At 63.8% G+C, this 25,114-nt stretch carries 25 protein-coding genes; 18 read left to right on the forward strand and 7 right to left on the reverse strand.

Going from position 1 to position 25,114, the window contains the following annotated elements; translation table 11 throughout:
• Positions 1 to 162: 162 nt before the first annotated feature.
• From cysS to AC0L3H_RS27065, 8 genes are all read left to right on the forward strand, one after another.
• Positions 163 to 1,632 (forward strand): cysteine--tRNA ligase, encoded by a 1,470-nt coding sequence (gene cysS / locus AC0L3H_RS27030; protein ID WP_473587485.1) that lies wholly within the window; start codon positions 163 to 165, stop codon positions 1,630 to 1,632.
• Between the two features lie 121 nt (positions 1,633 to 1,753).
• The gene (locus AC0L3H_RS27035) at positions 1,754 to 2,140 is read left to right on the forward strand and encodes a VOC family protein (protein ID WP_473587486.1); all 387 of its coding nucleotides are present in this window, start codon (positions 1,754 to 1,756) and stop codon (positions 2,138 to 2,140) included.
• A 4-nt stretch (positions 2,141 to 2,144) separates the two neighbouring features.
• On the forward strand, positions 2,145 to 2,636 hold the full coding sequence (locus AC0L3H_RS27040; protein ID WP_473587487.1) for a GFA family protein: 492 nt from the start codon (positions 2,145 to 2,147) through the stop codon (positions 2,634 to 2,636).
• A complete protein-coding gene (locus AC0L3H_RS27045; RefSeq protein ID WP_473492290.1) occupies positions 2,633 to 3,109 on the forward strand; it encodes a GFA family protein in 477 nt (158 codons plus the stop codon). The genes AC0L3H_RS27040 and AC0L3H_RS27045 overlap by 4 nt, the downstream gene beginning before the upstream one ends.
• Positions 3,106 to 4,062, forward strand: coding sequence for a prolyl aminopeptidase (gene pip, locus AC0L3H_RS27050; protein WP_473587488.1), 957 nt, complete (start codon positions 3,106 to 3,108; stop codon positions 4,060 to 4,062). Before AC0L3H_RS27045 ends, pip begins: the two co-directional genes overlap by 4 nt.
• A gap of 2 nt (positions 4,063 to 4,064) precedes the next feature.
• Positions 4,065 to 5,681, forward strand: coding sequence for a citramalate synthase (gene cimA, locus AC0L3H_RS27055; protein ID WP_473587489.1), 1,617 nt, complete (start codon positions 4,065 to 4,067; stop codon positions 5,679 to 5,681).
• An 83-nt stretch (positions 5,682 to 5,764) separates the two neighbouring features.
• Complete coding sequence (gene rarD, locus AC0L3H_RS27060) at positions 5,765 to 6,685, forward strand: EamA family transporter RarD (RefSeq protein ID WP_473587490.1); 921 nt, start codon at positions 5,765 to 5,767, stop codon at positions 6,683 to 6,685.
• A 14-nt stretch (positions 6,686 to 6,699) separates the two neighbouring features.
• Positions 6,700 to 7,386 carry a glutathione S-transferase family protein gene (locus tag AC0L3H_RS27065; RefSeq protein ID WP_473587491.1) on the forward strand — a complete coding sequence of 229 codons (687 nt, stop codon included), beginning with the start codon at positions 6,700 to 6,702 and terminating at the stop codon, positions 7,384 to 7,386.
• A 9-nt stretch (positions 7,387 to 7,395) separates the two neighbouring features.
• On the opposite strand, the gene AC0L3H_RS27070 is transcribed toward AC0L3H_RS27065, so the two are convergent.
• Positions 7,396 to 8,397: a transporter gene (locus tag AC0L3H_RS27070; protein WP_473587493.1), complete on the reverse strand. Its 1,002-nt coding sequence runs from the start codon at positions 8,395 to 8,397 to the stop codon at positions 7,396 to 7,398.
• Positions 8,398 to 8,602: 205 nt separating this feature from the next.
• On the opposite strand from AC0L3H_RS27070, the gene AC0L3H_RS27075 reads away from it, so the two are divergent.
• A complete protein-coding gene (locus AC0L3H_RS27075) occupies positions 8,603 to 9,934 on the forward strand; it encodes a PQQ-dependent sugar dehydrogenase (RefSeq protein WP_473587494.1) in 1,332 nt (443 codons plus the stop codon).
• A gap of 102 nt (positions 9,935 to 10,036) precedes the next feature.
• On the opposite strand, the gene AC0L3H_RS27080 is transcribed toward AC0L3H_RS27075, so the two are convergent.
• On the reverse strand, positions 10,037 to 10,648 hold the full coding sequence (locus AC0L3H_RS27080) for an LOG family protein (RefSeq protein ID WP_473587495.1): 612 nt from the start codon (positions 10,646 to 10,648) through the stop codon (positions 10,037 to 10,039).
• Between the two features lie 164 nt (positions 10,649 to 10,812).
• On the opposite strand from AC0L3H_RS27080, the gene AC0L3H_RS27085 reads away from it, so the two are divergent.
• From AC0L3H_RS27085 to AC0L3H_RS27095, 3 genes are all read left to right on the forward strand, one after another.
• Positions 10,813 to 12,225: an Ig-like domain-containing protein gene (locus tag AC0L3H_RS27085; protein ID WP_473587496.1), complete on the forward strand. Its 1,413-nt coding sequence runs from the start codon at positions 10,813 to 10,815 to the stop codon at positions 12,223 to 12,225.
• Between the two features lie 64 nt (positions 12,226 to 12,289).
• A complete protein-coding gene (locus AC0L3H_RS27090) occupies positions 12,290 to 12,616 on the forward strand; it encodes an ArsR/SmtB family transcription factor (protein ID WP_473509986.1) in 327 nt (108 codons plus the stop codon).
• 97 nt (positions 12,617 to 12,713) lie between these two features.
• A complete protein-coding gene (locus AC0L3H_RS27095) occupies positions 12,714 to 14,600 on the forward strand; it encodes an ABCB family ABC transporter ATP-binding protein/permease (RefSeq protein WP_473509988.1) in 1,887 nt (628 codons plus the stop codon).
• 3 nt (positions 14,601 to 14,603) lie between these two features.
• Here AC0L3H_RS27095 and AC0L3H_RS27100 read toward each other — a convergent pair whose 3' ends face one another.
• Positions 14,604 to 15,476 (reverse strand): SMP-30/gluconolactonase/LRE family protein, encoded by an 873-nt coding sequence (locus AC0L3H_RS27100; protein ID WP_473509990.1) that lies wholly within the window; start codon positions 15,474 to 15,476, stop codon positions 14,604 to 14,606.
• Positions 15,477 to 15,720: 244 nt separating this feature from the next.
• On the opposite strand from AC0L3H_RS27100, the gene AC0L3H_RS27105 reads away from it, so the two are divergent.
• The 3 genes from AC0L3H_RS27105 to AC0L3H_RS27115 all read left to right on the forward strand — a co-directional run bounded on the left by AC0L3H_RS27105 (position 15,721) and on the right by AC0L3H_RS27115 (position 17,694).
• On the forward strand, positions 15,721 to 16,419 hold the full coding sequence (locus AC0L3H_RS27105) for a phosphatidylserine decarboxylase (protein ID WP_473587497.1): 699 nt from the start codon (positions 15,721 to 15,723) through the stop codon (positions 16,417 to 16,419).
• A gap of 3 nt (positions 16,420 to 16,422) precedes the next feature.
• Positions 16,423 to 17,238, forward strand: coding sequence for a CDP-alcohol phosphatidyltransferase family protein (locus AC0L3H_RS27110; protein WP_023800727.1), 816 nt, complete (start codon positions 16,423 to 16,425; stop codon positions 17,236 to 17,238).
• A 192-nt stretch (positions 17,239 to 17,430) separates the two neighbouring features.
• Complete coding sequence (locus tag AC0L3H_RS27115; RefSeq protein ID WP_023800726.1) at positions 17,431 to 17,694, forward strand: hypothetical protein; 264 nt, start codon at positions 17,431 to 17,433, stop codon at positions 17,692 to 17,694.
• A 137-nt stretch (positions 17,695 to 17,831) separates the two neighbouring features.
• Here the strand turns inward: AC0L3H_RS27115 and AC0L3H_RS27120 are convergent, their stop codons facing one another.
• Positions 17,832 to 20,054, reverse strand: coding sequence for an AMP-binding protein (locus tag AC0L3H_RS27120; RefSeq protein WP_473587498.1), 2,223 nt, complete (start codon positions 20,052 to 20,054; stop codon positions 17,832 to 17,834).
• A gap of 202 nt (positions 20,055 to 20,256) precedes the next feature.
• Positions 20,257 to 20,664, reverse strand: coding sequence for a tautomerase family protein (locus tag AC0L3H_RS27125; RefSeq protein ID WP_023800724.1), 408 nt, complete (start codon positions 20,662 to 20,664; stop codon positions 20,257 to 20,259).
• Positions 20,665 to 20,776: 112 nt separating this feature from the next.
• On the opposite strand from AC0L3H_RS27125, the gene AC0L3H_RS27130 reads away from it, so the two are divergent.
• Positions 20,777 to 21,634, forward strand: a complete 858-nt coding sequence (locus AC0L3H_RS27130; RefSeq protein ID WP_473520003.1) for a LysR substrate-binding domain-containing protein — start codon at positions 20,777 to 20,779, stop codon at positions 21,632 to 21,634.
• A 173-nt stretch (positions 21,635 to 21,807) separates the two neighbouring features.
• Here the strand turns inward: AC0L3H_RS27130 and AC0L3H_RS27135 are convergent, their stop codons facing one another.
• Entirely contained in the window at positions 21,808 to 22,683 is an 876-nt protein-coding gene (locus AC0L3H_RS27135; RefSeq protein ID WP_473587499.1) for a DMT family transporter, read from the reverse strand.
• A gap of 255 nt (positions 22,684 to 22,938) precedes the next feature.
• On the opposite strand from AC0L3H_RS27135, the gene AC0L3H_RS27140 reads away from it, so the two are divergent.
• Positions 22,939 to 23,973 (forward strand): MerR family transcriptional regulator, encoded by a 1,035-nt coding sequence (locus AC0L3H_RS27140; protein ID WP_473587500.1) that lies wholly within the window; start codon positions 22,939 to 22,941, stop codon positions 23,971 to 23,973.
• 142 nt (positions 23,974 to 24,115) lie between these two features.
• Positions 24,116 to 24,622: an OsmC family protein gene (locus tag AC0L3H_RS27145; RefSeq protein WP_128247654.1), complete on the forward strand. Its 507-nt coding sequence runs from the start codon at positions 24,116 to 24,118 to the stop codon at positions 24,620 to 24,622.
• Positions 24,623 to 24,636: 14 nt separating this feature from the next.
• Here the strand turns inward: AC0L3H_RS27145 and AC0L3H_RS27150 are convergent, their stop codons facing one another.
• Positions 24,637 to 24,840 carry a hypothetical protein gene (locus AC0L3H_RS27150; RefSeq protein WP_027152685.1) on the reverse strand — a complete coding sequence of 68 codons (204 nt, stop codon included), beginning with the start codon at positions 24,838 to 24,840 and terminating at the stop codon, positions 24,637 to 24,639.
• Between the last annotated feature and the right edge of the window lie 274 nt (positions 24,841 to 25,114).

Raw genomic sequence — 25,114 nt, forward strand, 5'->3', positions numbered from 1 at the left:
CATTTGTGGCATCTGCATTATTGGCTAGCTTCGCGCTGGTCCGGACGTTTTCGCCTATCTTCCTTCTAGAGTGGACAAACGCCCCGGCCAGCAGGCTGGTGGCTGATTTGCGTCTCGGCGCAAGTGGCCCCAACCAAAAAGTAACGCACCGGGAAGGCACGAATGTCTGACGCATCGAAGGGCCTGCGCCTCTACAACACGCTGACGCGCACCAAGGAGGATTTCTTCCCGATCGATCCGCGCAATGTGCGCATGTATGTCTGCGGCCCGACGGTCTACGACTTTGCCCATATCGGCAATGCGCGACCGGTGATCGTCTTCGACGTGCTGTTTCGTCTGCTGCGCCATCTCTACGGGCAAGCGCACGTCACCTATGTGCGCAACATCACGGATGTCGACGACAAGATCAACGACCGCGCACTGCGCGATTTCGGCACCGAGATTGCCTCGGGAAAGCTGTCGCTGAACGAGGCGATCCGGCGGGTCACCGAAAAGACCGCTGACCAGTTCCACAAGGATGTGGCGACGCTCGGCTGCCTGCAACCTACGGTCGAGCCGCGCGCCACCGAATTCGTCGAGCCGCGCGCAGATGGCAAAGTCGATATGATCTCCTTGATTCAACGCTTGATCGAACGCGGCCATGCCTATGTTGCGGCAGGCGAAGTTCTGTTCGACACGGCCTCGATGCCGGACTACGGCCAATTGTCGAAACGCAATCTCGACGAACAGCAGGCCGGCGCTCGCGTCGCCGTCGATCCGCACAAGAAGAGCCCTGGCGATTTCGTGCTGTGGAAGCTGTCCTCGCCGGAAGAGCCGGGCTGGGACAGCCCGTGGGGCAGGGGCCGGCCGGGCTGGCACATCGAGTGCTCGGCGATGTCGGCCGCCTATCTCGGCGAGGTCTTCGACATTCATGGCGGCGGGCTCGACCTGATCTTCCCGCACCACGAGAATGAAATTGCACAGTCGCGCTGCGCCCACGGCACCGATGTGATGGCAAAAGTGTGGATGCACAACGGCTTCCTGCAGGTCGAGGGGCAGAAGATGTCCAAGAGCCTGGGCAACTTCTACTCGATCAACGAGTTGCTGGAGACGGAGACCTTTGGCGGCCGCAAATGGCCAGGCGAGGTGCTCAGGCTGGCGATGCTGATGACGCATTATCGCGAGCCGATCGACTTTTCCGTGCGCAAGCTGGAAGAGGCGGAAAATACGCTGCGCAAATGGAAGCGGGCGGCGGACCTGGCACCGGCGGCGGCCAAGCAATTGCCGGTCGAAGTGGTGGAAGCCTTGTCGGACGATCTCACAACCTATTCCGCGTTCCAGGTGCTGACGCAACTGGCCGGCGAGGCTGTGGATTCCAATGCTGCCGGTGGCGGCAACGCCGCCGCGGGCAACCATGCTGCCGCTTCGCTGAAGGCGGCACTGTCGTTCCTCGGCTTCGACGTTGCGCCGGCCAAGGTTGATGAAGATGCCATCGCCAGGGCCATCGCCAGGCGCCTGGAACTGATCGCCGCCAAGAACTGGGCCGAGGCCGACCGCATTCGCGACGAGCTTCTGGCGCAAGGCCTGCAACTGAAGGACGGCAAGGATCCGGTCACCGGCACCCGCATCACCAACTGGGAGGTAAAGCGGTGAAGGTGGCGCGAGGCACCCCCCTCTGTCCTGCCGGACATCTCCCCCTCAAGGGGGGAGATTGCAGTTTCGCCGACGGCGCCTCTCCTTCGACGTTGGCGATTGAAGCAAGGGAGGTAAAAGGATGATCGACCATCTTGGCATCACCGTTTCCGATTTCGACGTGTCGAAAGCTTTCTTCGACAGGGCGATGGCGCCGCTCGGTGCCTCGCTGCTCTACATGGTGCCGCAGGAATACACCGGTGGCGCCATGGTCGGCGGCTATGGCCGCGACCGGCCGGTGTTCTGGCTTCATCAAGGCAAGGACAAGCCGAAGGACCGCCAGCATGTCGCCTTCACCGCGCGCAGCCGCGCTGAAGTCGATGCCTTCCACGCCGCCGCCATCGCCGCCGGCGGCAAGGATAATGGTGGGCCGGGCCTTCGTCCGCACTATCACGCGAACTACTATGGCGCCTTTGTCTTCGATCCCGACGGCAACAATGTCGAAGCCGTCTGCCATGCCCCGGAGTGAAGTGATGAGCCTGGATAACAGACCGGTCTACACAGGCGGCTGCCAGTGCGGCGCCGTGCGTTTCCGTGTCGAAGGCGCGCTGGGCGACGCCTCCGTCTGTCATTGTCGCATGTGCCAGAAAGCAAGCGGCAATTTCTACCTGCCGCTGGTGTCGGTGCGTGGCGCAAAACTCGACTGGACGCGCGGCGCGCCCAAACGCTTTCGTTCCTCCAACGCCGCCTGGCGCGGTTTTTGCCCCGATTGCGGCACGCCGCTGACTTTCGAGGCGCCCGACGGCATCGCACTCGCCATCGCGGCCTTCGACCATGCGGAGGAGATCGCGCCGACCATCCAGTGGGGCACCGAAGCAAAACTCCCCTATGTCGATCACATCCACGAACTGCCTGGCGAGGACACGATGGCCGATGTTTCGTCGTCCTCCTATCTCGCCGATCTCGTCTCTTACCAGCACCCCGACCACGACACCGATCAATGGCCGCCGGAGGAAAGATCATGACCGAAACCGTTCGAACCGGCGGCTGCCAGTGCGGCGCCGTGCGTTTCCGCATTCGTGGGGCGCTTGGACGCCCTTCCATCTGCCATTGTCGCATGTGCCAGAAACAGTTCGGTTCCTTCTTCGGCGCGCTGGTGACGGTGCCGAAGGACGGTGTCGAATGGGTGCGCGAGGAGCCGAGCTATTTCCAGTCGTCGGTCAACATCGACCGCGGCTTTTGCAGCCGCTGCGGCACGCCGTTGACCTACAGGCAGCCTGGCGGGCTCGAGATCGCCATCGGCGCATTTGACGATCGCTCCGACCTCTCACCGCAGATCCAGGTCAACTACGCCGCCCGGCTGCCTTGGGTGGAGAAGATCTTCGACGCGCCGGTCCATGACGATCCTGACTACTACACAAGGCAGGAATCGATCATCTCCTTCCAGCATCCGGATCATGAGACTGCCAATTGGCCGCAGCAGGGCCTGAAATTATGAGCAATGACCTGCGCAGCCTCTATCCGGAGATCGAGGCCTTCGACTCAGGCATGCTCGATGTCGGCGATGGCCATCAGGTCTATTGGGAGCGTTCCGGCACCAGGGGCGCCAAGCCGGCCGTGTTCCTGCATGGCGGACCGGGCGGCACCATTTCGCCGAAGCACCGACGGCTGTTCGATCCGAAGCTTTACGATGTCATCCTGTTCGACCAGCGCGGCTGCGGGAAGTCGACGCCCAACGCCTCGCTCGAGGCCAATACCACCTGGCATCTGATCGCCGACATCGAGCGCCTGCGCGACATGTGCGGCTTCGACAAATGGCTGGTGTTCGGCGGCTCGTGGGGGTCGACGCTGGCGCTGGCCTATGCCGAGACGCATCCCGAGCGGGTCAGCGACCTGGTCGTGCGCGGCATCTACACGCTGACGCGCGCGGAGCTCGAATGGTATTACCAGTTCGGCGTCTCGGAAATGTTCCCCGACAAATGGGAGCGCTTCCTGGCGCCGATCCCCGAGGGCGAGCGCGGCGACATGATGGCCGCCTATCGCAAGCGGCTGGTCGGCAGCGACCGCAAGGCACAGGTCGAGGCCGCCCGCGCCTGGAGCCTGTGGGAAGGCGAGACGATCACGCTGTTGCCCGATCCGGAAACCAGCAGCCGGTTTGGCGAAGACGATTACGCCGTGGCCTTCGCCCGCATCGAGAACCATTATTTCGTCCATGCTGGCTGGCTTGAGGAAGGGCAACTGCTGCGTGATGCCTTCAAGTTGAAGGACGTCCCCGGCACCATCGTCCATGGCCGCTACGACATGCCGTGCCCGGCGCGCTACGCCTGGGCGCTGCACAAGGCGTGGCCGAAGGCGGACTTCCACTTGGTCGAGGGCGCCGGCCATGCCTATTCGGAGCCGGGCATCCTCGACCGGCTGATCCGGGCGACGGATAAGTTTGCGGGGAAATGATCATGGGCCGCGAGCGCCTCTATCTCTTCGACACCACACTGCGCGATGGCCAGCAGACGCCAGGCATCGACTTTTCGGTCGAGGACAAGATCGCCATTGCCGGGCTGCTTGACGCGTTCGGCGTCGACTATATCGAAGGCGGCTATCCCGGTGCCAACCCGACCGACACCGCCTTCTTTGCCAAGCACCGCACGGCAACCGCCAAATTCGTCGCCTTCGGCATGACCAAGCGGGCCGGGGTGTCGACCTCGAACGATCCAGGCCTTGCCGCACTGGTCCAGTCGAAGTCGGACGCCATCTGCTTTGTCGCCAAGAGCTGGGACTACCACGTCCGCGTCGCGCTGGGCTGCACCAACGAAGAAAACCTCGAGGCGATCAAGGCGTCGGTCGAGGCGGCGGTTGCTGCCAGGAAGGAAGCACTGGTCGACTGCGAGCATTTCTTCGACGGCTTCAAGGCCAATCCCGATTATGCGCTGGCTTGCGCCAGGACCGCTTACGACGCCGGCGCGCGCTGGGTGGTGCTGTGCGACACCAATGGCGGCACGCAGCCGTCGGAAGTGCGCGCCATCGTCGAGAAGATCATCGAGGCAGGCATACCGGGCGACCATCTCGGCATCCATGCCCATGACGACACCGGCCAGGCGGTGGCAAATTCGCTGGCCGCCGTCGAGGCCGGCGTGCGCCAGATCCAGGGCACGCTGAACGGCATCGGCGAGCGCTGCGGCAACGCCAATCTGATCTCGATCGTGCCGACGCTGGCGCTGAAGCCGGCCTTTTCCAACCGCTTCGAGACAGGCATCTCGGCCGAAGCATTGGCCGGCATATCGCGCCTGTCCCGCGCCTTCGACGAATTGCTGAACCGCGCGCCGGAAGCGCAGGCGCCCTATGTCGGCGCTTCCGCCTTCGCCACCAAGGCCGGCATCCATGCCTCGGCGCTGGCCAAGGAGCCGGCCACTTACGAGCATGTGCCGCCGGAAGCGGTCGGCAACCGCCGCCGGGTCATGGTCTCGGACCAAGGCGGCAAGGCCAATTTCCTCGCCGAGTTGAAACGGCGCGGCATCGAAATGCCGAAAGACGATCACCGGCTGGACGCGCTGATATCAGTGGTCAAGGAGCGCGAGGCCGAGGGCTATGCCTATGAAGGCGCGGATGCCAGCTTCGAGCTGCTGGCGCGCAAGATGCTGCACGGCCTGCCGGAATTCTTCAGCGTCACCTCGTTCCGCTGCATGGTCGAGCGCCGCTTCGACGCCAATGGCCAGCTGAAGACGGTCTCAGAGGCGATCGTCAAGGTGCTGGTCGATGGCGAGGAGAAGATGTCGGTGGCGGAAGGGCACGGTCCGGTCAACGCACTCGACATCGCGCTGCGCAAGGATCTTGGAAAATTCCAGAACGAGATCGCCGACCTCGAGCTTGCCGACTTCAAGGTGCGTATCCTCAATGGCGGCACCGAGGCGATCACGCGTGTGCTGATCGAATCGCACGATGCAACCGGCGCCCGCTGGTGGACGGTCGGCGTCTCAGAAAACATCATCGACGCTTCATTCCAGGCGCTGATGGATTCGATCGTCTACAAGCTGATGAAGAACCGCGAGATGGCCGGGCTGGTCGCGGCGGAGTAGGATTGAACCATCAGCGAAAGTCCATTGATCCATCAGAACTTTGCGATGGTCTTGGCCCGGCGGCTGGCGCATAGCGTCGGGCCATGGCCATGGATGCAATTCAGCTCGAAGCAGACTCAAAGGCCCGGCGTGGATTCCTGCTGGCGCTGGGCGCCTATCTCCTGTGGGGGTTGCTGCCCTTCTATATGAAGGCGGTCGCACATCTGCCGCTGGCCGAAGTCATCGCGCACCGCATCGTCTGGTCGGTGCCCATCGCGGCGGCCGTTTTGATCTGGGCCGGCCGCACGGCGGATTTCAAAGCGGCGTTGCGTTCGCCGCGCATCATTTCCATGGCGGCGCTGACGGCGGCGCTGATTTCGGTCAACTGGGGCATCTATGTCTGGGCCATCGCCGTCGACCGTACTATCGAGACCGCGCTTGGCTACTACATCAACCCGCTTGTCAGCGTCGTCGTCGGCGCGCTGCTGCTCAGCGAACGGCTCGACCGGCTGCAAATCGCGGCGGTGGTGCTGGCGGCCATCGCGGTCGCGGTGCTGACGATCGACGCCGGCAAGCTGCCCTGGGTGTCGCTGGTGCTGGCGTTTTCCTTCGCCGCTTACGCCTTCTTCCGCAAGACGCTGCCGATCGGTCCCAGCCAGGGTTTCTTGCTTGAAGTGCTTTTGCTGTCGGTGCCGGCCCTCGGCTACATCATCTTCCTCATCGTCACCGGGCAGGACCATTTCGTCTCCAGTTCCCTGAACGATACCGCACTGCTGATCGGCTGCGGCCCGGTCACCGCCATACCGCTGCTGCTGTTTGGCTTCGGGGCAAAGCTGCTGCGTCTCTCCACCATCGGCATCATGCAGTATATCGCGCCGACCATTGTGTTCCTGATCGCCGTGCTGATTTTCGGCGAACCCTTCGGCAGCACCCAGGCCATCGCCTTCGGCCTGATCTGGTCGGCGCTGGCGGTCTATTCCTGGTCGATGTTCCGCGGCCGCGAGATCCGGCCGGCAATGCGTTAGAGCGAGGATTTTCGATGTACGTTCTGCACATAGCAAACAAGAACTATTCCTCGTGGTCGCTGCGGCCATGGGTGCTGATGCGGACATTGGACGTCGCCTTCGAGGAGCGGCTGACACCGTTTCCGACCGGATCGAGTTGGAGCCTCTACCGGCCGTTCTCGCCCAGTGGCCTCGTACCGTGCCTGATTGACGACGGCTGGGCAGTTTGGGATTCGCTCGCCATCACCGAATACCTGGCCGAGCGCCACGCTGGCGTCTGGCCTGCCGAGCCGAAGGCGCGAGCCTGGGCGCGGTCGGCAGCGGCCGAAATGCATTCGAGCTTCACCGCCTTGCGCGGCTCCTGTCCGATGAACTGCGGTGTCCGCGTCGCGCCGGTGCCGATGTCGGATGCGCTGAAGCACGACCTTTTTCGCCTCGGCGATCTCTGGGACGACGGGCTTCGCCGCTTCGGCGGACCGTTCCTGGCTGGCGATCACTTCACTGCCGTTGACGCCTTCTTTGCCCCGGTGGCGTTTAGGGTTCAGTCCTACGGACTGTCCTTCGAGGGCGCAGCTGCCACCTATCCGGCGCGATTGCTGGCTCTGCCGGCGATGCGCGAATGGTACACGGCAGCCCTTGCCGAGGAGTGGCGCGAGCCGAACCACGAAGCGGAGGCGCGCGCTGCCGGCACTGTCATCGAGGATTTTCGCGCGACCTTGTAACGGTTGCCGCTACATCCCGCGCCCCAGCCGCCTAACGAACAGATAGACGACCACCGCGACGGCGAGCGATATCGCCGACGCCACCCAAAAGCCCACCGGCGTATCGACCAGCGGCAGCCCGCCGACATTCATGCCGAACAGGCCTGAGACGATCGTCATCGGCAACAGCACCGCGGTCATCACCGACAGCATGTAAAGCAACTGGTTCGACTGCGTCGTCAGCTTGGCCATCAGCTCGTCCTGCAAGAGCCGGGCGCGGGCCTGCAATTGCTCGCCGTCATGATGCAACGTATGGGCGCGGTGCGAAAGCCGTGCCGCCATGTCGTTGATCGCGTCCGGCAGGTCATTGCGATGCGAATGGTCGAGATGGCGGAACAGGCTGGTCAGCGTCGCCATCTGCCGATGGATCACCACCAGTTGCCGGCGCGCATCGACCAGCGCCTGCCGCTCATTGTGCCATGCATCGCAGACGATGCGGTCCTCGATGCCATCGAGCGTGTCGCCAAGGCCAGCGAGTTCCGTCGTCATGCCGTCGAGCGACTGGCCCATGACAGCCTCGATCAGTTCGGCCGGAGAGCGGAACTTTCGCGATCCGTTGTCGATCGCCTTGCGGATCTTGTCGACCGATTGCAGCGGTTGCTTGCGGCCGCCGATCAGCATCGTGTGGTTGAAGGCGAAGCGGAAATGGCCAAGCCCGCGCGCCTCCGCCGAATAGTCGTGGCGCAGGTCCGGCAAATCGCCGTACAGCCAGTCGCCCTCGAGGTCGATATGGCAGCCATGGCCGGCCGACAGGAAGGCATCGCGCACCGGCGGCGGCAAAGCCGGCTCGGTGGCGATCTCGTGGCGGGCGCGCATGTCGGAAAGCTGGTAGCTGCGCCAGGTCCAGTGTGTGGCGGTCGCGTCTTTGGTTCTCGCGCCTTCGGCGGTGAAGTGATAGACGAAGAACAGCCCGTGCTCGTCCGGCAGGTAAGGCGACAGATCGCTGCCGTCTGGATTGAGAGGGATGTTCATGATCGCGTCGCCAGTCTCTCGAATACGCCGCGTGGTGGCGACCTAGACTGTGATTATTAGCACGGGCGAACCGTTTTCGTGTGACTGTTTTGACGGTCATCCGAGGCGGCGTACCAACGCCGTTGTTTGGAGCCAGTTTGGAATAATACGTCGTTGTCTCGCGTTTGCGTAAAGGGCACGACGCAATCCATGCGGAGGACGTCCGATGCATGCCGGCTTCCCACGAAGCCTACTCATAGCGGTATTGGGAGCCGTCATTGCGGGCTGCGCTGGCTTTTCGGCGCAGAAAACGGGGGCAATAACCGGCTATGGCCCCAACCCAACCTTACCGAAACCAAGACCGACGCTGATCCCGACCGTCAACATCGCCGAGGCGAAAGGCTGGCAGAAAGGTGATATGCCGACCCCGGCGAACGGGCTGACGGTGAACCCCTACGCCACCGGCCTCGACCATTCGCGCTGGCTGCACGTGCTTCCGAACGGGGACGTGCTGGTTGCCGAAACCAATGCCCCTGCCAAGCATGACGAAGGCTTCAGCCTTAGAAAGGTCTTTATGGACCTGGCTATGAAGCGCGCCGGGGCCGCGACCAAAAGCGCCAACCGCATCACGCTCCTGCGCGACACCAATGGCGACGGCATTGCGGATGTGCGCAGGACGTTCGCAGAAGGCCTCAATTCTCCCTTTGGTATGACGCTGTCCAAAGGCATTCTCTATGTAGCGAACACCGACGCGCTTGTCGCTTTCCCCTACTCCAATGGCCAGACCCGAGCCACAACGCCGCCGGAAAAGATCGTCGACTTACCGGCCGGAGATCTCAACCATCATTGGACCAAGGATGTGATCGCAAGTCCGGATGGACGCAAGCTCTATGTCACCGTCGGCTCCAACAGTAACGTTGGAGAAAACGGCATGGCCGCGGAGAAGAACCGCGCCGCCGTCCTTGAAGTGGACCGGTCGACCCGCCATACCCGGGTCTTCGCGTCAGGGCTGCGCAACCCGAACGGGCTCTCCTGGAACCCTGAAACCGGCAAGCTTTGGGTCGCCGTGAACGAGCGTGACGAGATCGGCGACGATCTTGTGCCGGACTATATGACCTCGGTTCGTGACGGCGCTTTTTACGGCTGGCCCTACAGCTATTTCGGACAGAACGTCGACGAACGCGTCAAGCCGCAGCGCCCCGGTCTCGTGGCTAGGGCGGTCAAGCCCGACTACGCTCTGGGTTCCCATACCGCCTCGCTGGGACTGACCTTCTCCAAAGGGGCGTCGCTCGGCCCAGCCTACGGCAACGGCGCGTTCGTTGGTCAGCACGGCTCGTGGAACAGAAGTGTGCTCAGCGGTTACAAGGTGATTTTCGTGCCGTTCCGCGGTGGTAAACCGAGCGGTCCCCCGAAAGATGTGCTCGCTGGCTTCGTCGGGCGTGACGGCAGGGCGATGGGCCGTCCGGTCGGCGTTGCTATCGATCAGAGCGGCGCACTGCTCGTCGCCGACGATGTCGGCAATATCATCTGGCGGGTCAGTAGGGCAGTAGGGCAGTAGGGCAGTAGGGCAGTAGGGCAGTAGGGCAGTAGGGCAGTAGGGCAGTAGGGCAGTAGGGCAGCGCCTCATAAGAGCGGCATGCACTACATACTCCTCTACCCCCTAAAGCTTGTCGATCACCGACTGCACGCCTTCGGTCGGTGCGTCGACCGACGATCCCGCGACCATGATGGCAGCGACGATCGCTTCCGGATCGTCGACCACCAGCGGCCTGACCCGCTGCGCGGTATGGATGAAGCCTTCGGCCATCATATGGTCGAGCAGCGCCAGCATCGGGTCCCAGAATCCTCCAACGTTGCCGAAGACGATCGGCTTGCGATGATGGCCGAGCTGGCCCCAGGTCATGACCTCGATGATTTCCTCGACAGTGCCGATGCCCCCCGGAAGCGCCACAAACGCGTCGGATTTCTCGAACATCGTATGTTTGCGCTCGTGCATGTTTTCGGTGATGACGAGCTCGTCAAGCCGGTCAAGCGCGGTTTCGGTGGCCTCCCTGTTGATCAGGAAGCGCGGAATGATCCCCGTCACCTTGCCGCCGGCCCGCATTGCGCCCTCGGCGACGGCTCCCATGATGCCCCTGGTGCCGCCGCCATAGATCAGACGCAGGCCGGACTTGGCGATCGAACGCCCAAGCAGGTGTCCGGCCTTGGCATAGGTTACATCGCGGCCCGGCGACGAGCCGCAATAGACGCAGATGGATCGAATCGTGTTCATGAGATGATTGGTGATTGGGTCTTTATTCGCGGTCAAGCCCGGGCGGGTTTTTTCTTGTCGGCCCCGTTTATTCGTGTCGGCCCTTTTTCCTGTCGGCCCCCCTTGTTCTTGTCGCCTTGGGCAAAACAGGCTAGACCGCATTAGGTGGGTAAGGGCAGGGAAATATGGCAATTAATCCTTTGAAGGCGTTTTTGTTCGTCGTCGGCGGCTCCGTCGCCGCGGCGGGAACCGCCTATGTGTCGGGCGCGCTCGATCCGTATCTCGCTCGCACGCCGCCGGCGGAAGTGGCATCGCTGACGCCGCCGGTGGAGACGCCGGCCGAACCAGTGACCGATGCACCGCCGCCGCCGGCGCCTGCCGCTGGTGCGATGGCACCGGCAGCGCCGGCCACGGCCGATGCGATTGCGCCGACTTTCGACATCGTTCGGGTCGAGATCAAGGGCTCTATTGTCGTCGCCGGCAAAGCCGCACCCAACGCCAAGGTCGAGATTCTCAACGGTTCGACGGTTCTCGGCTCGACGGTCGCCGGTGCCGATGGCGCTTTTGCCATCGTTCTCGACGATGCGCTGAAACCCGGCGATTACACGATCGCGCTGCGCTCGATGACCGGCAATGTCGTGACCCCCTCGGCGCAGACGGCTATCGTCTCGATTCCCAAGAGTCCTGCTGGCCAGGTGCTGGCGATGATCGAGGAGCCGGGCAAGGCCTCCGAATTGCTCACCGTTCCTACACCCGAGACAAAGCCGGAATCGCCGCCTGCCGGCGACAAGGCGGCCGCCCCGGCTTCCGAGGACTCCGCTGCCGAGGACCCCGCTGCCGCAGCACCAGCCCCAGCCGCACCGGCTGCCACGGCGCCGGCCACCGTCGAAGCCGTCCCCGCGCCCGCTCCGGGCGGGCCGGCCGCACCGGCGACACCAGCTGCAGGGCCAAAGGTCGTCGTCGAAGCGATCGAGATCGACGGCAACAAGATCTTCGTCGCCGGCCTCGCCGACCCCGGCCGCAAGGTGCGCGCCTATGCCAACGATATCTTGCTCGGCGACGCGAAGACTTCGCCCGACGGCCATTTCCTGGTCGAGGCGACGCGCAACATTCCGGTCGGCACCTACACGATCCACGTCGACGCGCTCGATTCCGACGGGGTCACGGTGGTGGCCCGTGCCGCCGTGCCGTTCGAGCGCGAGCCGGGCGAGTCGATCGCCGCCGTGGCGCCTGCCGAGGCAAAGCCGGCCGCGCCGACAACCACGCCTGCGGCGCCCGCGGCCGAGGCGCCAGCCGATATGGCGGCTGCGACGCCCCCGACCGGAGTGCCCGAGACCGCGGCGCCGAAGCTCGAACACGCCGACAGCGCCGTTATCATCCGCCGCCGCGATACGCTGTGGCGGATTTCGCGGCGCGTCTACGGCCAAGGCGTTCGCTACTCGACCATCTACCTCGCCAATCAGGATCAGATCAGGAATCCCGACCGCATCTGGCCGGGGCAGGTGTTCAAGGTCCCCGGAAAATCGCAGGAAGGCGAAGCCGCCAACCTCAAGGCGATGGGCGACCAGATGACGACGGCGCCGACAAAGGCCAACTAGAAATCCTTTTCTTCTCTAGCGGGCTCTTGCGGAAAGTTCATTCATCGTCTATCGCCGATAGACGATGAACGCTCCCTTGACCGAGAAGACCTGCGGCTTCGCCGACAGCCAGATCGTCGCCGCGAAGCTCGCCGCGCTTTCGCATCCGACCCGGATCGAAATTCTCCGGCACCTTTCGGCCAGCCGCTCCTGCTGCTGCCGCGAGGTCGTCGACCATCTCGACCTGGCGCAGTCCACCGTTTCGCAGCACCTGAAGATACTGGTCGATGCCGGGCTCGTCCGCTACCAGCCGGATCGGCAACGCTCGCGCTATGAAGTCGACAGCGATGCGCTCGAAGATGTTTCTGCATCGCTGGCCGCGCTGGTCAATTCGTGCTGCTCCCGCCGCTAGGCCATCATCCCGAACGAAGGCCGCGTCAGCGAAAAGTGGAAGCCGGTTTTCGGTAAAGATCATGGTCAAGCAATAAGAAATACGAAAAGGCGATAAAATGGCCGAAAAAACCGTCTCCGCCGATTCTGGCTCGACCTTCAAGACATTGCGCAATCTTTGGCCCTATATGTGGCCGGCCGACCGTGCCGACCTGCGGGCGCGGGTGGCGTGGGCGACCGTGCTTCTGGTCGTCGCCAAGCTGACGCTGGTTGCGGGTCCCTACTTCTTCAAATGGGCGACCGATGCGCTGGCTGGTGACGCCAAGTCGGCGCCGCCGCTGCCGGCCTTCATGCTGGCGCCAGTCATGCTGGTCATCGCCTACAATGTCGTGCGGCTGGTGCAGCTCGGTTTCAACCAGCTGCGCGACGCGCTGTTTGCCCGCGTCGGCCAATATGCGGTGCGCCAGCTCGCCTTCCGCACGTTCGTCCACATGCATCAATTGTCGCTGCGCTTCCATCTCGAGCGCCGCACCGGCGGCCTGTCGCGCATCATCGAGCGCGGCACCAAGGGCATCGAGACGATCGTCCGCTTCACCGTGCTCAACACATTGCCGACCATCCTCGAATTCGCGCTGACAGCCGGCATATTCGCGGTCACCTATGGCTGGAAGTACGTGGCTGTGGTGGCGGTGACGGTCTGCCTCTATATCTGGTTCACCATCAGGGCGAGCGACTGGCGCATCGTCATTCGCCGCGACATGAACGACAGCGACACCGATGCCAGCACCAAGGCGATCGACTCGCTGCTCAATTTCGAAACGGTCAAGTATTTCAACAACGAGGGCATGGAAGCCGAGCGCTTCGACCGTTCGATGGCGCGCTACGAGACCGCCGCCACCCGGATATGGACCTCGCTCGGCTGGCTGAACTTCGGCCAGGGCGTCATCTTCGGTCTCGGCACGGTTATCGTCATGTGCCTTTCGGCGCTGGAGGTGCAGGCCGGCACGCAGACGGTTGGCGACTTCGTCTTCATCAACGCCATGCTGATCCAGCTTTCGGTGCCACTCAACTTCATCGGCTTCATCTATCGCGAAATCCGCCAGGGCCTGACCGACATCGAGCAGATGTTCGATCTGCTCGATGTGCCGCAGGAGATCGTCGACAAGCCGGGGGCCAAGCCGCTGGTCGTCGGCTCCGGCAAGGTCGAGTTCCGCGACGTGCAGTTTTCCTACGATCCCAACCGCAAGATCCTGAAAGGCGTCAGCTTCGAAGTGCCGGCCGGCAAGACGGTTGCCATTGTCGGGCCATCGGGCGCCGGCAAGTCGACCATTTCGCGGCTGCTGTTCCGTTTTTACGACATCCAGGGCGGCAAGATTCTGATCGACGGCCAGGACATTCGCGACGTGACTCAGGAGAGCTTGCGCGCGGCGATCGGCATGGTGCCGCAGGACACCGTGCTGTTCAACGACACCATCGCCTACAACATCCGCTACGGCCGCGTCGATGCCAGCGAGGAGGATGTGCGCAAGGCGGCAGAACTCGCCCAGATCGGGCCGTTCATCGAGCGGCTGCCCGACGGCTACCGTTCGATGGTCGGGGAGCGCGGACTGAAACTGTCCGGCGGTGAGAAGCAGCGCGTGGCAATCGCCCGCACCATTTTGAAGGCGCCGCCGATCCTGATGCTCGACGAGGCGACCTCGGCTCTCGACAGCCATACCGAACAGGAGATCCAGGCGGCACTCGACCTCGTCAGCAAGGGTCGCACCACCATCGTCATCGCCCACCGGCTGTCGACGGTGATTTCGGCCGACGAGATCATCGTGCTGCAGGACGGCCAGATTGCCGAGCGCGGCACGCATGCCGCCTTGATGCGCAAGGCCGGCCTGTACGCGTCGATGTGGGACCGCCAGCGTGAGGCAACCGAGGCCGAGGAGCGGTTGCGCATTGCTCGCGAGCGCGACGAGTTCGGCGTTGTCGTCCGCCGCCGCCCCTCCGAGGTGTCGTAGCCCTTACGGCCAGCCAGCGCCCGGCGCGGAAGCCTCGATGCTGAGCACCTGGCCTGTGCGCGCATCGCTGATCATGTGCTCGAAGCCGCGCCATTCGGCGGCGACGATGAACAGCGTCTTGCCGTCGGCGCCGCCGAGCATGCAGGCAAAGCAGCCGCGATCGGCATCGACGCTGTCGAGCATCGCCCCGCCCTCGCGCACCCGCACGCAGTGCCGGTTGGGGACGTCGGCATACCAGATGGCGCCTTCGGCATCGAGGCAGATGCCGTCGGGAAAGCCGTTGCCGAGGTCGGCCCATCGCCGCCGGTTGGCAAGGCCGCCATCGGCGGCGATGTCGAAGGCGGTCAGCCTGTTGGCGTGGGACTCGGCGACGATCAACGTCTTGTTGTCAGGCGACACCGCCATCCCATTGGCGAAGGCGATCTTGTCCGCCACCTGCCGCACGGACCCGTCCGGTGCAATCAGCACGATGGTGCCGGGGCCGAAATGCTTGCCGGGAACCGGCGCTGGCCCACCGCCATTGACGTAGATGTTGCCGCGCCCGTCGACGACGATCTCGTTCCAGGGGTTCCCTGAGAGGTGTCGCAGATCGGCGTGGGTGACCAGCGTCCCGTCTGCTTCCTGCCGCAGCACCAACCCCTCACGCCCGCAGACGACGACCAGGCGACCGTCCGGCAGCCAGTCGACCGAATAGGGCAGGGTGGCCGGCACGGTGAGCATGATCTCACTGTTGCCGTCGGCATCGACGGCGATGATCTGGCCGGTTCCCCAGTTGCAGAACCAAAGCCTGCCATCATGCCAGCGCGGCGATTCGCCGAACGCCAGACCGTTCATCACGACCCGCGCTTCCTTTGCTGCTGATTTCCGTGACAGCATTTTGTTGCCTCCAGCTTTCGTTCGGCGGGCGCTTTGACAAGGCCCGTATCTCCAAGGACGCGTGAGGCCGGTTCGCCCCGACACCAGTCATGCTTTTTTGGACAGGCGCATTGGAACCCTTCCACGCCCGCGATCGGCTAATGCGGACGAGAACGCTGGATCCGGCGTTCCCTCATTGTCGCGTTGCGGCCACAGGGTGTTTCCGCTATTGAGGCCGGACCTGAAACTAGGCTGTTTCCATTCCATGGACCTCGTCGAAACGATCAAGAAAACGTTGGTTCCGATCCATCGCGAAGGCTATCCGTTTATCGCCGCCTTCGCAGCGGTGACGCTTTTCCTCGGCTATTTCTCTTCGATCCTGTTCTGGGTCTGCCTCATCGCGACGGCCTGGTGCGTCTATTTCTTCCGCGATCCCGAGCGCGTCACGCCGGTCGACGACCGGCTGGTGGTGAGCCCGGCCGACGGCATCATCACGGCGGTCGGTCCGGCAGTGCCACCGCGCGAACTTGGCCTCGGGGGCGGCGAGATGACCCGCATCTCGGTGTTCATGGACGTCTTCTCCTGCCACGTGAACCGGGCTCCGGTGCGCGGCCGCATCACAAGGATAGAGCATCGGCCCGGCCAGTTCCTCAACGCCGCACTTGACAAGGCGAGTGCCGACAACGAGCGCAATGGCCTGGTCATCGACAGCCCGAACGGCACGGTGGCCGCGGTGCAGATCGCCGGCCTGGTGGCGCGGCGCATCGTCTGCTGGGCCGAGACCGGCGGCACGATCGGCATCGGCGAGCGCTTCGGGCTGATCCGCTTCGGCTCGCGCGTCGATGTGTTCCTGCCGTCGACCGCAACGCCGCGTGTCGCCGTCGGCCAGACTGCGGTCGGCGGTGAAACCATACTGGCCGAATTCGGCGGCGTTGCCGCAACGCCGCTCGTGCGGGTGTCCTGAGCCGTGGGCGCGCCGTTCAAAAAATTCGAGGCGCATGGCAGCGGCGGCCCGCGCATCCGTGAAATTCCGATGCGCATGGTGCTGCCCAATCTTGTCACAGTGCTCGCCATCTGCGCCGGCCTCTCGGGCATCCGCTTCGGCTTCGAAGGCCGTTTCGAGCCGGCAGTGGTGATGGTGCTGCTGGCCGCCTTCCTCGACGGCATCGACGGCCGTCTGGCACGCATGCTGAAGGCGACGTCCAAATTCGGCGCGCAGATGGATTCGCTGGCCGACATCGTCAATTTCGGCGTAGCACCCGCGCTGGTGCTCTATGCCTTCCTGCTCGACCAGGCCGGCTCGCCGGGCTGGATTGCCGCGCTGCTGTTCACCATCGCCTGCGGGCTGAGACTCGCTCGCTACAACGTGCTCGACGAAGAAACTGATCGCCCGCAGTGGCAGACCGAGTATTTCGTCGGCGTGCCGGCGCCGGCGGGCGCCGTGCTGGTGATGCTGCCGCTTTACCTGTACTTCCTGCGGCTTGGTGTGGAGCCGTCCCGCCCAGCCGCATTCATCGCCGCCGGTTTCACCGTTCTGATAGCCTTCCTGCTGGTCAGCCGGCTGCCGGTCTATTCCGGAAAAAGCCTGAAAGTCCCGGGCGACAAGGTGCTGCCGATCATCCTCGGTGTCGTCCTCTACATCCTGCTGTTGATGACCTATCCCTGGTACACGCTGACGGCGTCGGTTGCCGGCTATCTGCTCTTCCTGCCGCTCAGCATCCGCGCCTATTCCAGGCGCGCCAAGCGCGAAGGCGAGAAGGTGCCGCCTTCGGACTTCGGCTGACAGATCTGTCGCCAATTCGCTGATAGTTCAATTAGTTTAGTTCAAGTCGGACGCATCCCGCTCTAGCGGGAACCTGCCGGCGTCTTGACCGTTCTGTCTCAGCGGGCGAGGCGAGCGACGTCGCGAACGCCTCGCTATCAGCCCTCGAAGCTGCTGTCCCAGGCGCAGGAGCTTAAAGAAGAGTGAGGAGAAATGGCTGTCGTCCTCATTGGCGCGTTGCTCATTGTCGCTGGCGTTGTGTATATGGCCGGCGCAGCCCTTTGGCGTGGGCGGCTCAGCGATCCGGCGCCTGCTCGCGCGGCGCCGGACCGCTCGACGCCAAATCTTGCAACGCCAGGCCCGACACTTGAGCCGCGGCGGCGCGGCCTTGGTTTCCTCGGCCTGTCGCAGAACTGGCCGGGCCTGCTGATGATGGCGGTCGGGTTCATCCTGCTGTTGTCGGTGGTGGTCCTCTAATGTAATGCATGTCGCCCAAAAGCATGCCCTCGGGCCTGACCCGAACCTGCGCAGCGATTTTGGGACAACGAGATGCATTCAAGCAAGAACTTAAAGCGCGTCGCATAAATCCCTCCAGACGCGACGCGCTTTAGGCGCTAGGCCGCCGCGCTGAGTCCCAGTCGGTCAATCGCCAGTTTGCGGGTCGAGACGTAGTCGGTCTTGCCAGAGCCCAGCACCGGGATTTCCTCGACCTTGATGATGTCGTTCGGCACCATCAGATCGGCGGCGCCGGCTTGTCTGCCGAATTTGCGCAATTCATCGGGGTCGGCGTCATCGGCGGTGGTGACCAGCACGATACGCTCGCCGCGGCGCTTGTCCGGCACCGCCACCACAGCGTGGTGCTCTTCCGGCCACAGCGACTGCACCAGCATCTCGACCGCGCCCAGCGACACCATCTCGCCGGCGATCTTGGCGAAGCGCTTGGCCCGGCCGCGAATGGTAATGAAGCCCTCGCGGTCAACAGAAACGATGTCGCCGGTATCGTGCCAGCCGTCGAGCGGCTGCAATTCCCCGGGCCGATCTGAGGTCATGTAGCCCATCATCAAATTCGGCCCCTTGAGCAATAACCGTCCGGCGCCGCTGATGCCCTCGACCGGCTCGAGCTTCATGCGCATGGCCGGCAACAGTCGCCCGACGGTGCCGTCGCGGCCGTGGATGGCGGTGTTGACGGCAACGACGGGCGCTGCCTCGGTCAGCCCGAAACCTTCGATGATCTCGGCCTGGAAGCGCTCCCGGTAGACGCGGCGCGTCTCCGGTTTCACCGCTTCGGCGCCGGCGACGATGAAGCGCAGGCTGGAGAAATCGCCGTTCTTGGCGGTGCGCGCATAGTTGGCGAGGAACGTGTCGGTGCCGAACATGACCGTCGGCCCTGCCTTGCGTGCGACCTCGGGGATCAGCTTGTAGTGCAGCGGCGAGGGATAGAGGAACAGTTTCACGCCGGTGACCAGCGGCAGGATGGTGCCGCCGGTGAGCCCGAACGAGTGGAACACCGGCAGCACGTTGAGCAGGATGTCGGCCGGCGAGATGGTGATGCGGGCCTCAGCCTGCATGGCGTTGGCGAGAAGATTTCTGTGCGACAGGACCACCGCCTTCGGCGTGCCTTCCGAGCCTGAGGTGAACAGGATCACCGCTGGTTTGGCCGCATTCTGTGGCTGCAGCGGCCAGCGCCACAGCAAGGCGGCGGCGAGCTTGTCCAGCACGGTTACGCTGGCCCGCACATCCTCCAGCCACAACAGCCTGGCGCCGCCTTCTTCTACCGCCGCGACGATGTCAGCGAGGCTGGCCTTGTCGACAAAGGCGCGCGACGAGACCACGGTGCGGATCTCCGCCGTGCGCACAGCGGCGGTGACGCTGGCCGGGCCTGCGGTGTAGTTGATCATCGCCGCCACCCGGCTCGCTGACAACAGGCCAACGAGCGACAGCACGACACCGTTGGCGTTGGGCAGCAGCACTCCAACCGCTTCATTCGGCGCCGTCACCGCCTCGAAGCGGCGGCCCAGCACCCGCGCGCCGATGAACAGCTTTCTGTAATTCAGCGTGCCGCTGATCACGTCTTCGACGATAGGATGCGAGGCGCCGACTCGGTCGGCGGCGTCGCGCATGGCGAGGAACAGGCCGCGGTCAAGATCGCTGCCGAAAAGCCGGGCTTCGGCGAAACGGTCGAACAGCGCATTGGTGTTCGAGGATTGATCAGGGTTTCGCGCTACCAGCTCGGCGATGGTCATCGGCTCCAGCACGCTGATCGACAGGAGCGGAAACCAGCGCCGGGGCGCCTTGTCCGCCGCAGTCAGCGATACCGGCAGAGTGCGCGCGCCGGCGACGAAGATCGGCACGATGCGGGCGTCGGCCTGCATGGCGATGCGGGTGACGGCGCGAAACAGGCGAAATGTCTTGATGTCAGGCTCGACCGCATCCGGCAGATAGACGGCAAGGCGGCCCTTGCCCTTCAGCACCCGCACCAGCCGGCGGCTGACGAAGACATGCTCGGCGTTGAAAGCGATGGTGCGGCCAAGCTCGCGCCATGGTTCGAGCCAGGGCGATCGCGCCGAGACCTCGTCGAGGATGTGCAGCGTGTCTTCCGGCAGCAGTGACAGCATCAGCGCCGGTTCGAGGCGCGACTGGTGCGAAATGACGTAAATGACCGGGGCGGCTGTTCTGCGGGCGATCTTGATACGATCATCGGCAATCCGGTAGGCGAGCTTGAACGGCACATAGAGCAGCGCCTGCGTGAAGCGCAGGCCGAGGCGGAATTTTTCCACCACGCCGATCAGCAGCCAGGCCGCGACGATACCCGCAAGCAGCGCCAGTGTCAGGATCATGCCGCGTCTCTCCCAACAGATTTTGACCTCGCGGCTCTTCGTGACCGCTTCGATGAGAACCTAGACGAAGTGGGCTCAACGTCAATGCGGAGGTGCGGTACCTTCGCATTACTGGCCTGGCCGGCCATGAAAAGTGCGGTGTCTATGTTTCCTTGCGGCAGAGAAAGCGCCTGCGGCATGAGCCTGGATTGATGGGGGCCGCTCACGCCGCCTTCAGCCTCCCGCTGATGAAGCGGAATTCCTGTGTCTTGCCACCATAGCCATAGGCGGCGGCCGGGACTTCATGCACGAAGGCATAGCTCTCCTCATGCACCTTGCCCAGCAGGCTGCCAAAGCCAAGGAAGAGCGCCTTGAGATAGGCCTCCAGCTCGAGCTTGGTGTTGGTGCCGTCGACCACCTTGATGTCGAGCCAGAAACTGTTGGCGTCATGCTCGGCCAACGACTTGCCGCCGGCGAACCAGTGCTCGGGGTCATGGTAGGAAATGGCCACCGCTGTGATCGTCGCATCCTTGCGCAAATGCGTGGCGGTCAGTTCGGTCACCTGCCTGGCGATGGCGGCGGACAAAACGGCATCGGGCTTGCCTGTGACGCTGACATTGATGATCGGCATAATTTCTCTCCTCGGGTTACGCGGCGTCTCTCCGCCGTCAGAAATCTTTGCCATCGCTCTTGCGTTATGAAAATCGAATTGTTTTCAGGAGAAACTTTGATATTATCGAATTATGCTCGACCCCGACCTCCTTAAAACCTTTCTCGCCTTCGTCGACAGCGGCTCGCTGGCGCAGGCGGCGTCATTTGTCGGGCGCTCGGCGTCGGCGGTGACCACGCAGATGCAGCGGCTTGAGGATATTGTCGGCGAACCACTTCTGGTGCCGCAGGGAAGAGGGCGCGTCCTGACGCCGGCGGGCGAGGATCTGGTCGGTCATGCGCGGCGCATCCTTGCTGTGCATCGCGAAGCGTGGCTGGCCCTCAAGGGCGTGCGAGCCGATGGGCGCGTGGCCATCGGCACGACACAAGATTTCGCCGACAGCGGGCTGCCGGATTTGCTCAGGGCCTTTGCCGCGAGCTATCCGCGCGTCAGGATAGAACTGCGCGTCGGCCGCTCCGCAGAATTGGCCGAGGCACTGCAAACCGGCATCCTCGATCTGATGGTCGCCATGCGACAGGCTCCGGCGCCGGACGAGATCGGCGTGCTCCGCGAACCGATGATGTGGCTCTGTTCGCAAAGAGGCTTGGCCACACACCAGGACGAACTGCCGCTGGCGCTGCTCGATCCGCATTGCGGCTTTCGCGAAGCGGCGATCGCGGCACTCGACAGGGCAGGCCGTCGCTACCGCATCGCCGCCGGCAGTGCCAGCCTGGCCGGGCTGCGCACGGCGGTGCATGCCGGCATTGCTCTGACGCTGCGGACGGCGCGGTTTGCCCATTCCGGCATCGTCGAGGCACCGCGCGAGTTTGGCCTGCCGCAGGTTCCCATCGCCGAGTTCGCCATCCGGCTGCGCCAGGATGCCGAGCCCCCGGCCCAGGATCTGGCTGCGCTGTTCAGCGGCAACCTTGCCTTGCCAGGCGCACCGAGCTGATTTCGCAAAAGAAAAAGCCGACCTTGCGATCGGCTATAGGTTAGACGGGCCGAGGGGTTTGGGGGGACTTGGATGACCCGTCAAAGCCAACAATGCCTGAACCTGGTGATGGTTCCATGACCTTGCTAATTTATTTTGCACCCGCAGTTTTATTTTCGGGGGCAGATTTTTTCTCAGGCAGAGCGCTGCCTGGCCGCTTGCCAGTCGCGCCCGCCATGGGCGAACACCGCGCAGAGCACGATGGCGCCGCCGATCATGCTGGCGGCTGGCGGGACCTCGGCCAGGAACAGGAAGGCGAACAGGATCGCGAACGGTACTTCAGCCGAGCCCAGCAGGCCGGATTCGGCAGCCGGAATGAGCCGCACGCCCTCCGTCCACAGAATAGAGGCCAGCGCGAACGACGTGCCGAAGGCGACGAGCAACACTGCGTCCCTGGCCGAGACGGCCAATGGATCGGTGACGAACCAACCGAGCACGAACAAAAGGAATGCCGACACCGCCCCGGCCCACACTACCGGCGTGTCGCGGAAAGCGCGCACCATGATCATGTAGAGCGCGCTGCCGATTGTCATAAGCAGCGCCAGCCCGTCGCCGAACAGATGGCCGGTGCCGAAGCCGGACCAGACCATGATCGCCACGCCGCTGAGCGACACGGCGGCGGCGGCAAGCGTCTGCAGCCGAAAGCGCTCACGAACCAGAATGAAGGCAAGCAGCGCGGTGACGAAGGGCGCAGTGGCGTAGAGGATCGCAACATTGGCGACGAAGGTGAACTTGAACGCCGAGATGAAGGCGATGCTGGCTAGCGCGCCCTCGCTCGCCAACAGCCAGCCGCGCCAGCCGAGGCGCAGGCTTTCACGCCCACCGGATTGACGGCGCCGCCAAAGCACATAGAGGGTGATCAGGATCGACCCAACGAAGCCCCGCCAGCAGGTGATGGTCAGCGGATCGGCATGGATCGACTTGGTTAGCACGCCGGTGAGGCCGAAGACGGCTGCCGACGCCGAAACCAGGATGATGCCAAGGGTGCGCTCGGCGGCGGTGTCAGGCATGGTTGGGAACCCGGTCATGTCACCAGACTATGCTGCCCTGTCCTGACATCGTACTGTCAGCAGGGGTTGCCGTATCCTGCAGCCGCTGCGGAAATAGCCTTTTGCAAGTCGATTCATCTCATCAAAGCCGATGTGTCAGTTCGACACGAAGTGATCTTGTCTCTCCCACGGCTCCTGCGGACCGCGAACATCCCTGTTGACTCGGCCCCAGGGTCAGCCCCGATAGAAAGGCGGTCAACAGCAACAAGGTGATTCATGAACTCTTCCGCCCAGTTCCTGAACGCTTCCGAAGCCGCCGGCCGGCTCGGGGTGTCGGCCAAGGCCCTGCGGCTTTATGAGCAGCGCGGCCTGATTGCTCCGATCCGCACTGCGGCCGGATGGCGCGCCTACGGTCCTGTCGAAATGAGCCGCGCCGCCGAGATCGCGGCCCTGCGCGCGCTTGGCTTCAGCCTAGCCCAGGTGGCGCGGGTGATGGAGGGTGACTCCCGGGGCATGGAGCCGGCCTTGGCCGCACACCAGGCAGTACTCGAGAGCCGGCTGCGCCAGCTTGTCGGCGTAATAGAGAAGATCGGTAGCCTGCGGGACGACCTCGCTCGAGGCGAAGCGCCAAGCGCCGGGGAACTGGCGCGCCTGCTGGCGCCAGAGGCTACGCTCAGCGTCGCTTTCGACCTTCCCTGGCCTTGGGGAGGCGAGCGGTTCGAACTGGGACAGATCCGACCGCTGAACTACATCATCGGCCCGCTGGGCAGTGGCAAGACCCGGCTGGCTCAGCGCCTGGCCGAGACATTGCCTGACGCCGCCTTCCTTGGCTTGGATCGACTGGCGAATGGCTGTGCGGCGGCTCTGGCTCGTGTGGACGCCGACCCAGCTCTCAGGTCGCGGGTCGATCAGACGCTGGCCTGGCTCGTCGAGGACGGTGCCGCGGTGTCCGACGCAATGATCGCTCTACTCGTCGGATTGGAAGCCGAAGGTCCGGCCATCCTGGTCGTCGACATGATCGAACAGGGGCTGGATCAAGCCTCGCAAGAAGCCCTGATTGCCCATTTGCGTCGCCGCGGCCCCGGCGGTCGACCGCTTTTTCTGCTCACGCGCTCCTGCGCGATACTCGACCTGGCGGCTGTCGGCACCGACGAAGCGATCATCCTCTGCCCCGCCAATCACAGCCCGCCAACGTACGTCGCCCGGTACCCCGGCACTCCCGGCTACGAGGCCGTCGCCACCTGCCTGGCCTCACCCGAGGTGCGGGCGCGGACGGACGGCGTCATCGCGTGGCGGCCCCACGCCGCATGAAAGGCATCAAGTCTAACGACGCAGCAATGTCTGGACAGCTTGTCACTCCGATCCAAATGTCGTGAAATCAAGGTTTAGGCCGTACCGGTTCTATTCGAGTATCGTGACGAGCGATGAAAATGACTGCCGAAAAGGGTTGGACATGGACACCACCGGACTGAAGGCCATGCAGGCGCCGCTCAAGGAGGCGTATCGCGACGACGCATCGCGCGCGCTGATCACGCTTCGGGCCAAGGGCTCGGTCGACGACCAGTCGATCGCCTGCAAGGTCGAGACCGGCAGGGCGCTCGCCGTTGCCGGTCTGCATCCGGCTACCGGCGGTTCCGGGCTCGAACTGTGCTCGGGCGACATGCTGCTGGAAGCGCTGGTCGCTTGCGCTGGCGTAACGCTGAAGGCAGTGGCGACGGCGTTGGAGTTCAAACTCGGCGCCGCCACCGTGGAGGCCGAAGGCGATCTCGATTTTCGCGGCACCTTAGGCGTGGCAAAAGATGCGCCGGTCGGCTTCCGCGCCATCCGGCTGAATTTCAACCTCGACAGCGACGAGCCACAAGAGCGCGTCGACACACTGCTCAAGCTGACCGAACGCTATTGCGTGGTGTTTCAGACCATCAATACGAGGCCGGAACTGACGGTCAGCGCTCAGCGCTGAACGCGCGCCGCCGGCTACTCGCTTTCGCCCTCGTCGGCGAACGGCGAGGCGCTCGGCACGCACTGCACCGACCAGCCGGCCGGCGTTGGCTGCTTCTGATATTCGGTGACGGCGAAGGCGCACTGTTCGCGAGTGTCGAACGTGCTGGGCAGCACCACCATGCCGCCTTGCGGGCCGGCAATCACCAGATACCAGACCAGCGCTACGCTCGAAGCCATGGAAATTTCCTCGCTTGTTGTGGGAGTCGGGCGATCCTATCAATTCTGGGCAACCGACGAAAGCTCGGCCGGGCGCGGTGGGTCGCCACAGCCGCGTGATGTCCTGCATTAGTTGGGCCGGCTCAGTTCACGGCAAAGCAGTAGAACAGGCCGTCGCCGCCGGTGCTCCTCAGTGCCTCCTGACTGCAGCCGCCGCGGATAGTGTCCTGAAGGTTCTGCAAAAAGCTTTGGAGAGAGAACGGCCCTTGCTCTGAGGCGAGGGGCGGCCATGGCA

Source organism: Mesorhizobium sp. WSM4816 (assembly GCF_055811535.1).

Coding starts and splice junctions, on each gene's coding strand:
- AC0L3H_RS27115 (WP_023800726.1), top strand. CDS start 17,431: ATGGCTGTCGTCCTCATTGGCGCGTTGCTCATTGTCGCTGGCGTTGTG.
- cimA (WP_473587489.1), top strand. CDS start 4,065: ATGGGCCGCGAGCGCCTCTATCTCTTCGACACCACACTGCGCGATGGC.
- AC0L3H_RS27135 (WP_473587499.1), bottom strand. CDS start 22,683: ATGCCTGACACCGCCGCCGAGCGCACCCTTGGCATCATCCTGGTTTCG.
- AC0L3H_RS27105 (WP_473587497.1), top strand. CDS start 15,721: ATGGACCTCGTCGAAACGATCAAGAAAACGTTGGTTCCGATCCATCGC.
- AC0L3H_RS27095 (WP_473509988.1), top strand. CDS start 12,714: ATGGCCGAAAAAACCGTCTCCGCCGATTCTGGCTCGACCTTCAAGACA.
- AC0L3H_RS27125 (WP_023800724.1), bottom strand. CDS start 20,664: ATGCCGATCATCAATGTCAGCGTCACAGGCAAGCCCGATGCCGTTTTG.
- rarD (WP_473587490.1), top strand. CDS start 5,765: ATGGCCATGGATGCAATTCAGCTCGAAGCAGACTCAAAGGCCCGGCGT.
- pip (WP_473587488.1), top strand. CDS start 3,106: ATGAGCAATGACCTGCGCAGCCTCTATCCGGAGATCGAGGCCTTCGAC.
- AC0L3H_RS27065 (WP_473587491.1), top strand. CDS start 6,700: ATGTACGTTCTGCACATAGCAAACAAGAACTATTCCTCGTGGTCGCTG.
- AC0L3H_RS27150 (WP_027152685.1), bottom strand. CDS start 24,840: ATGGCTTCGAGCGTAGCGCTGGTCTGGTATCTGGTGATTGCCGGCCCG.
- AC0L3H_RS27080 (WP_473587495.1), bottom strand. CDS start 10,648: ATGAACACGATTCGATCCATCTGCGTCTATTGCGGCTCGTCGCCGGGC.
- AC0L3H_RS27035 (WP_473587486.1), top strand. CDS start 1,754: ATGATCGACCATCTTGGCATCACCGTTTCCGATTTCGACGTGTCGAAA.
- AC0L3H_RS27045 (WP_473492290.1), top strand. CDS start 2,633: ATGACCGAAACCGTTCGAACCGGCGGCTGCCAGTGCGGCGCCGTGCGT.
- AC0L3H_RS27085 (WP_473587496.1), top strand. CDS start 10,813: ATGGCAATTAATCCTTTGAAGGCGTTTTTGTTCGTCGTCGGCGGCTCC.
- AC0L3H_RS27145 (WP_128247654.1), top strand. CDS start 24,116: ATGGACACCACCGGACTGAAGGCCATGCAGGCGCCGCTCAAGGAGGCG.
- AC0L3H_RS27070 (WP_473587493.1), bottom strand. CDS start 8,397: ATGAACATCCCTCTCAATCCAGACGGCAGCGATCTGTCGCCTTACCTG.
- AC0L3H_RS27120 (WP_473587498.1), bottom strand. CDS start 20,054: ATGATCCTGACACTGGCGCTGCTTGCGGGTATCGTCGCGGCCTGGCTG.
- AC0L3H_RS27075 (WP_473587494.1), top strand. CDS start 8,603: ATGCATGCCGGCTTCCCACGAAGCCTACTCATAGCGGTATTGGGAGCC.
- AC0L3H_RS27100 (WP_473509990.1), bottom strand. CDS start 15,476: ATGCTGTCACGGAAATCAGCAGCAAAGGAAGCGCGGGTCGTGATGAAC.
- AC0L3H_RS27090 (WP_473509986.1), top strand. CDS start 12,290: ATGAACGCTCCCTTGACCGAGAAGACCTGCGGCTTCGCCGACAGCCAG.
- AC0L3H_RS27040 (WP_473587487.1), top strand. CDS start 2,145: ATGAGCCTGGATAACAGACCGGTCTACACAGGCGGCTGCCAGTGCGGC.
- AC0L3H_RS27130 (WP_473520003.1), top strand. CDS start 20,777: ATGCTCGACCCCGACCTCCTTAAAACCTTTCTCGCCTTCGTCGACAGC.
- cysS (WP_473587485.1), top strand. CDS start 163: ATGTCTGACGCATCGAAGGGCCTGCGCCTCTACAACACGCTGACGCGC.
- AC0L3H_RS27140 (WP_473587500.1), top strand. CDS start 22,939: ATGAACTCTTCCGCCCAGTTCCTGAACGCTTCCGAAGCCGCCGGCCGG.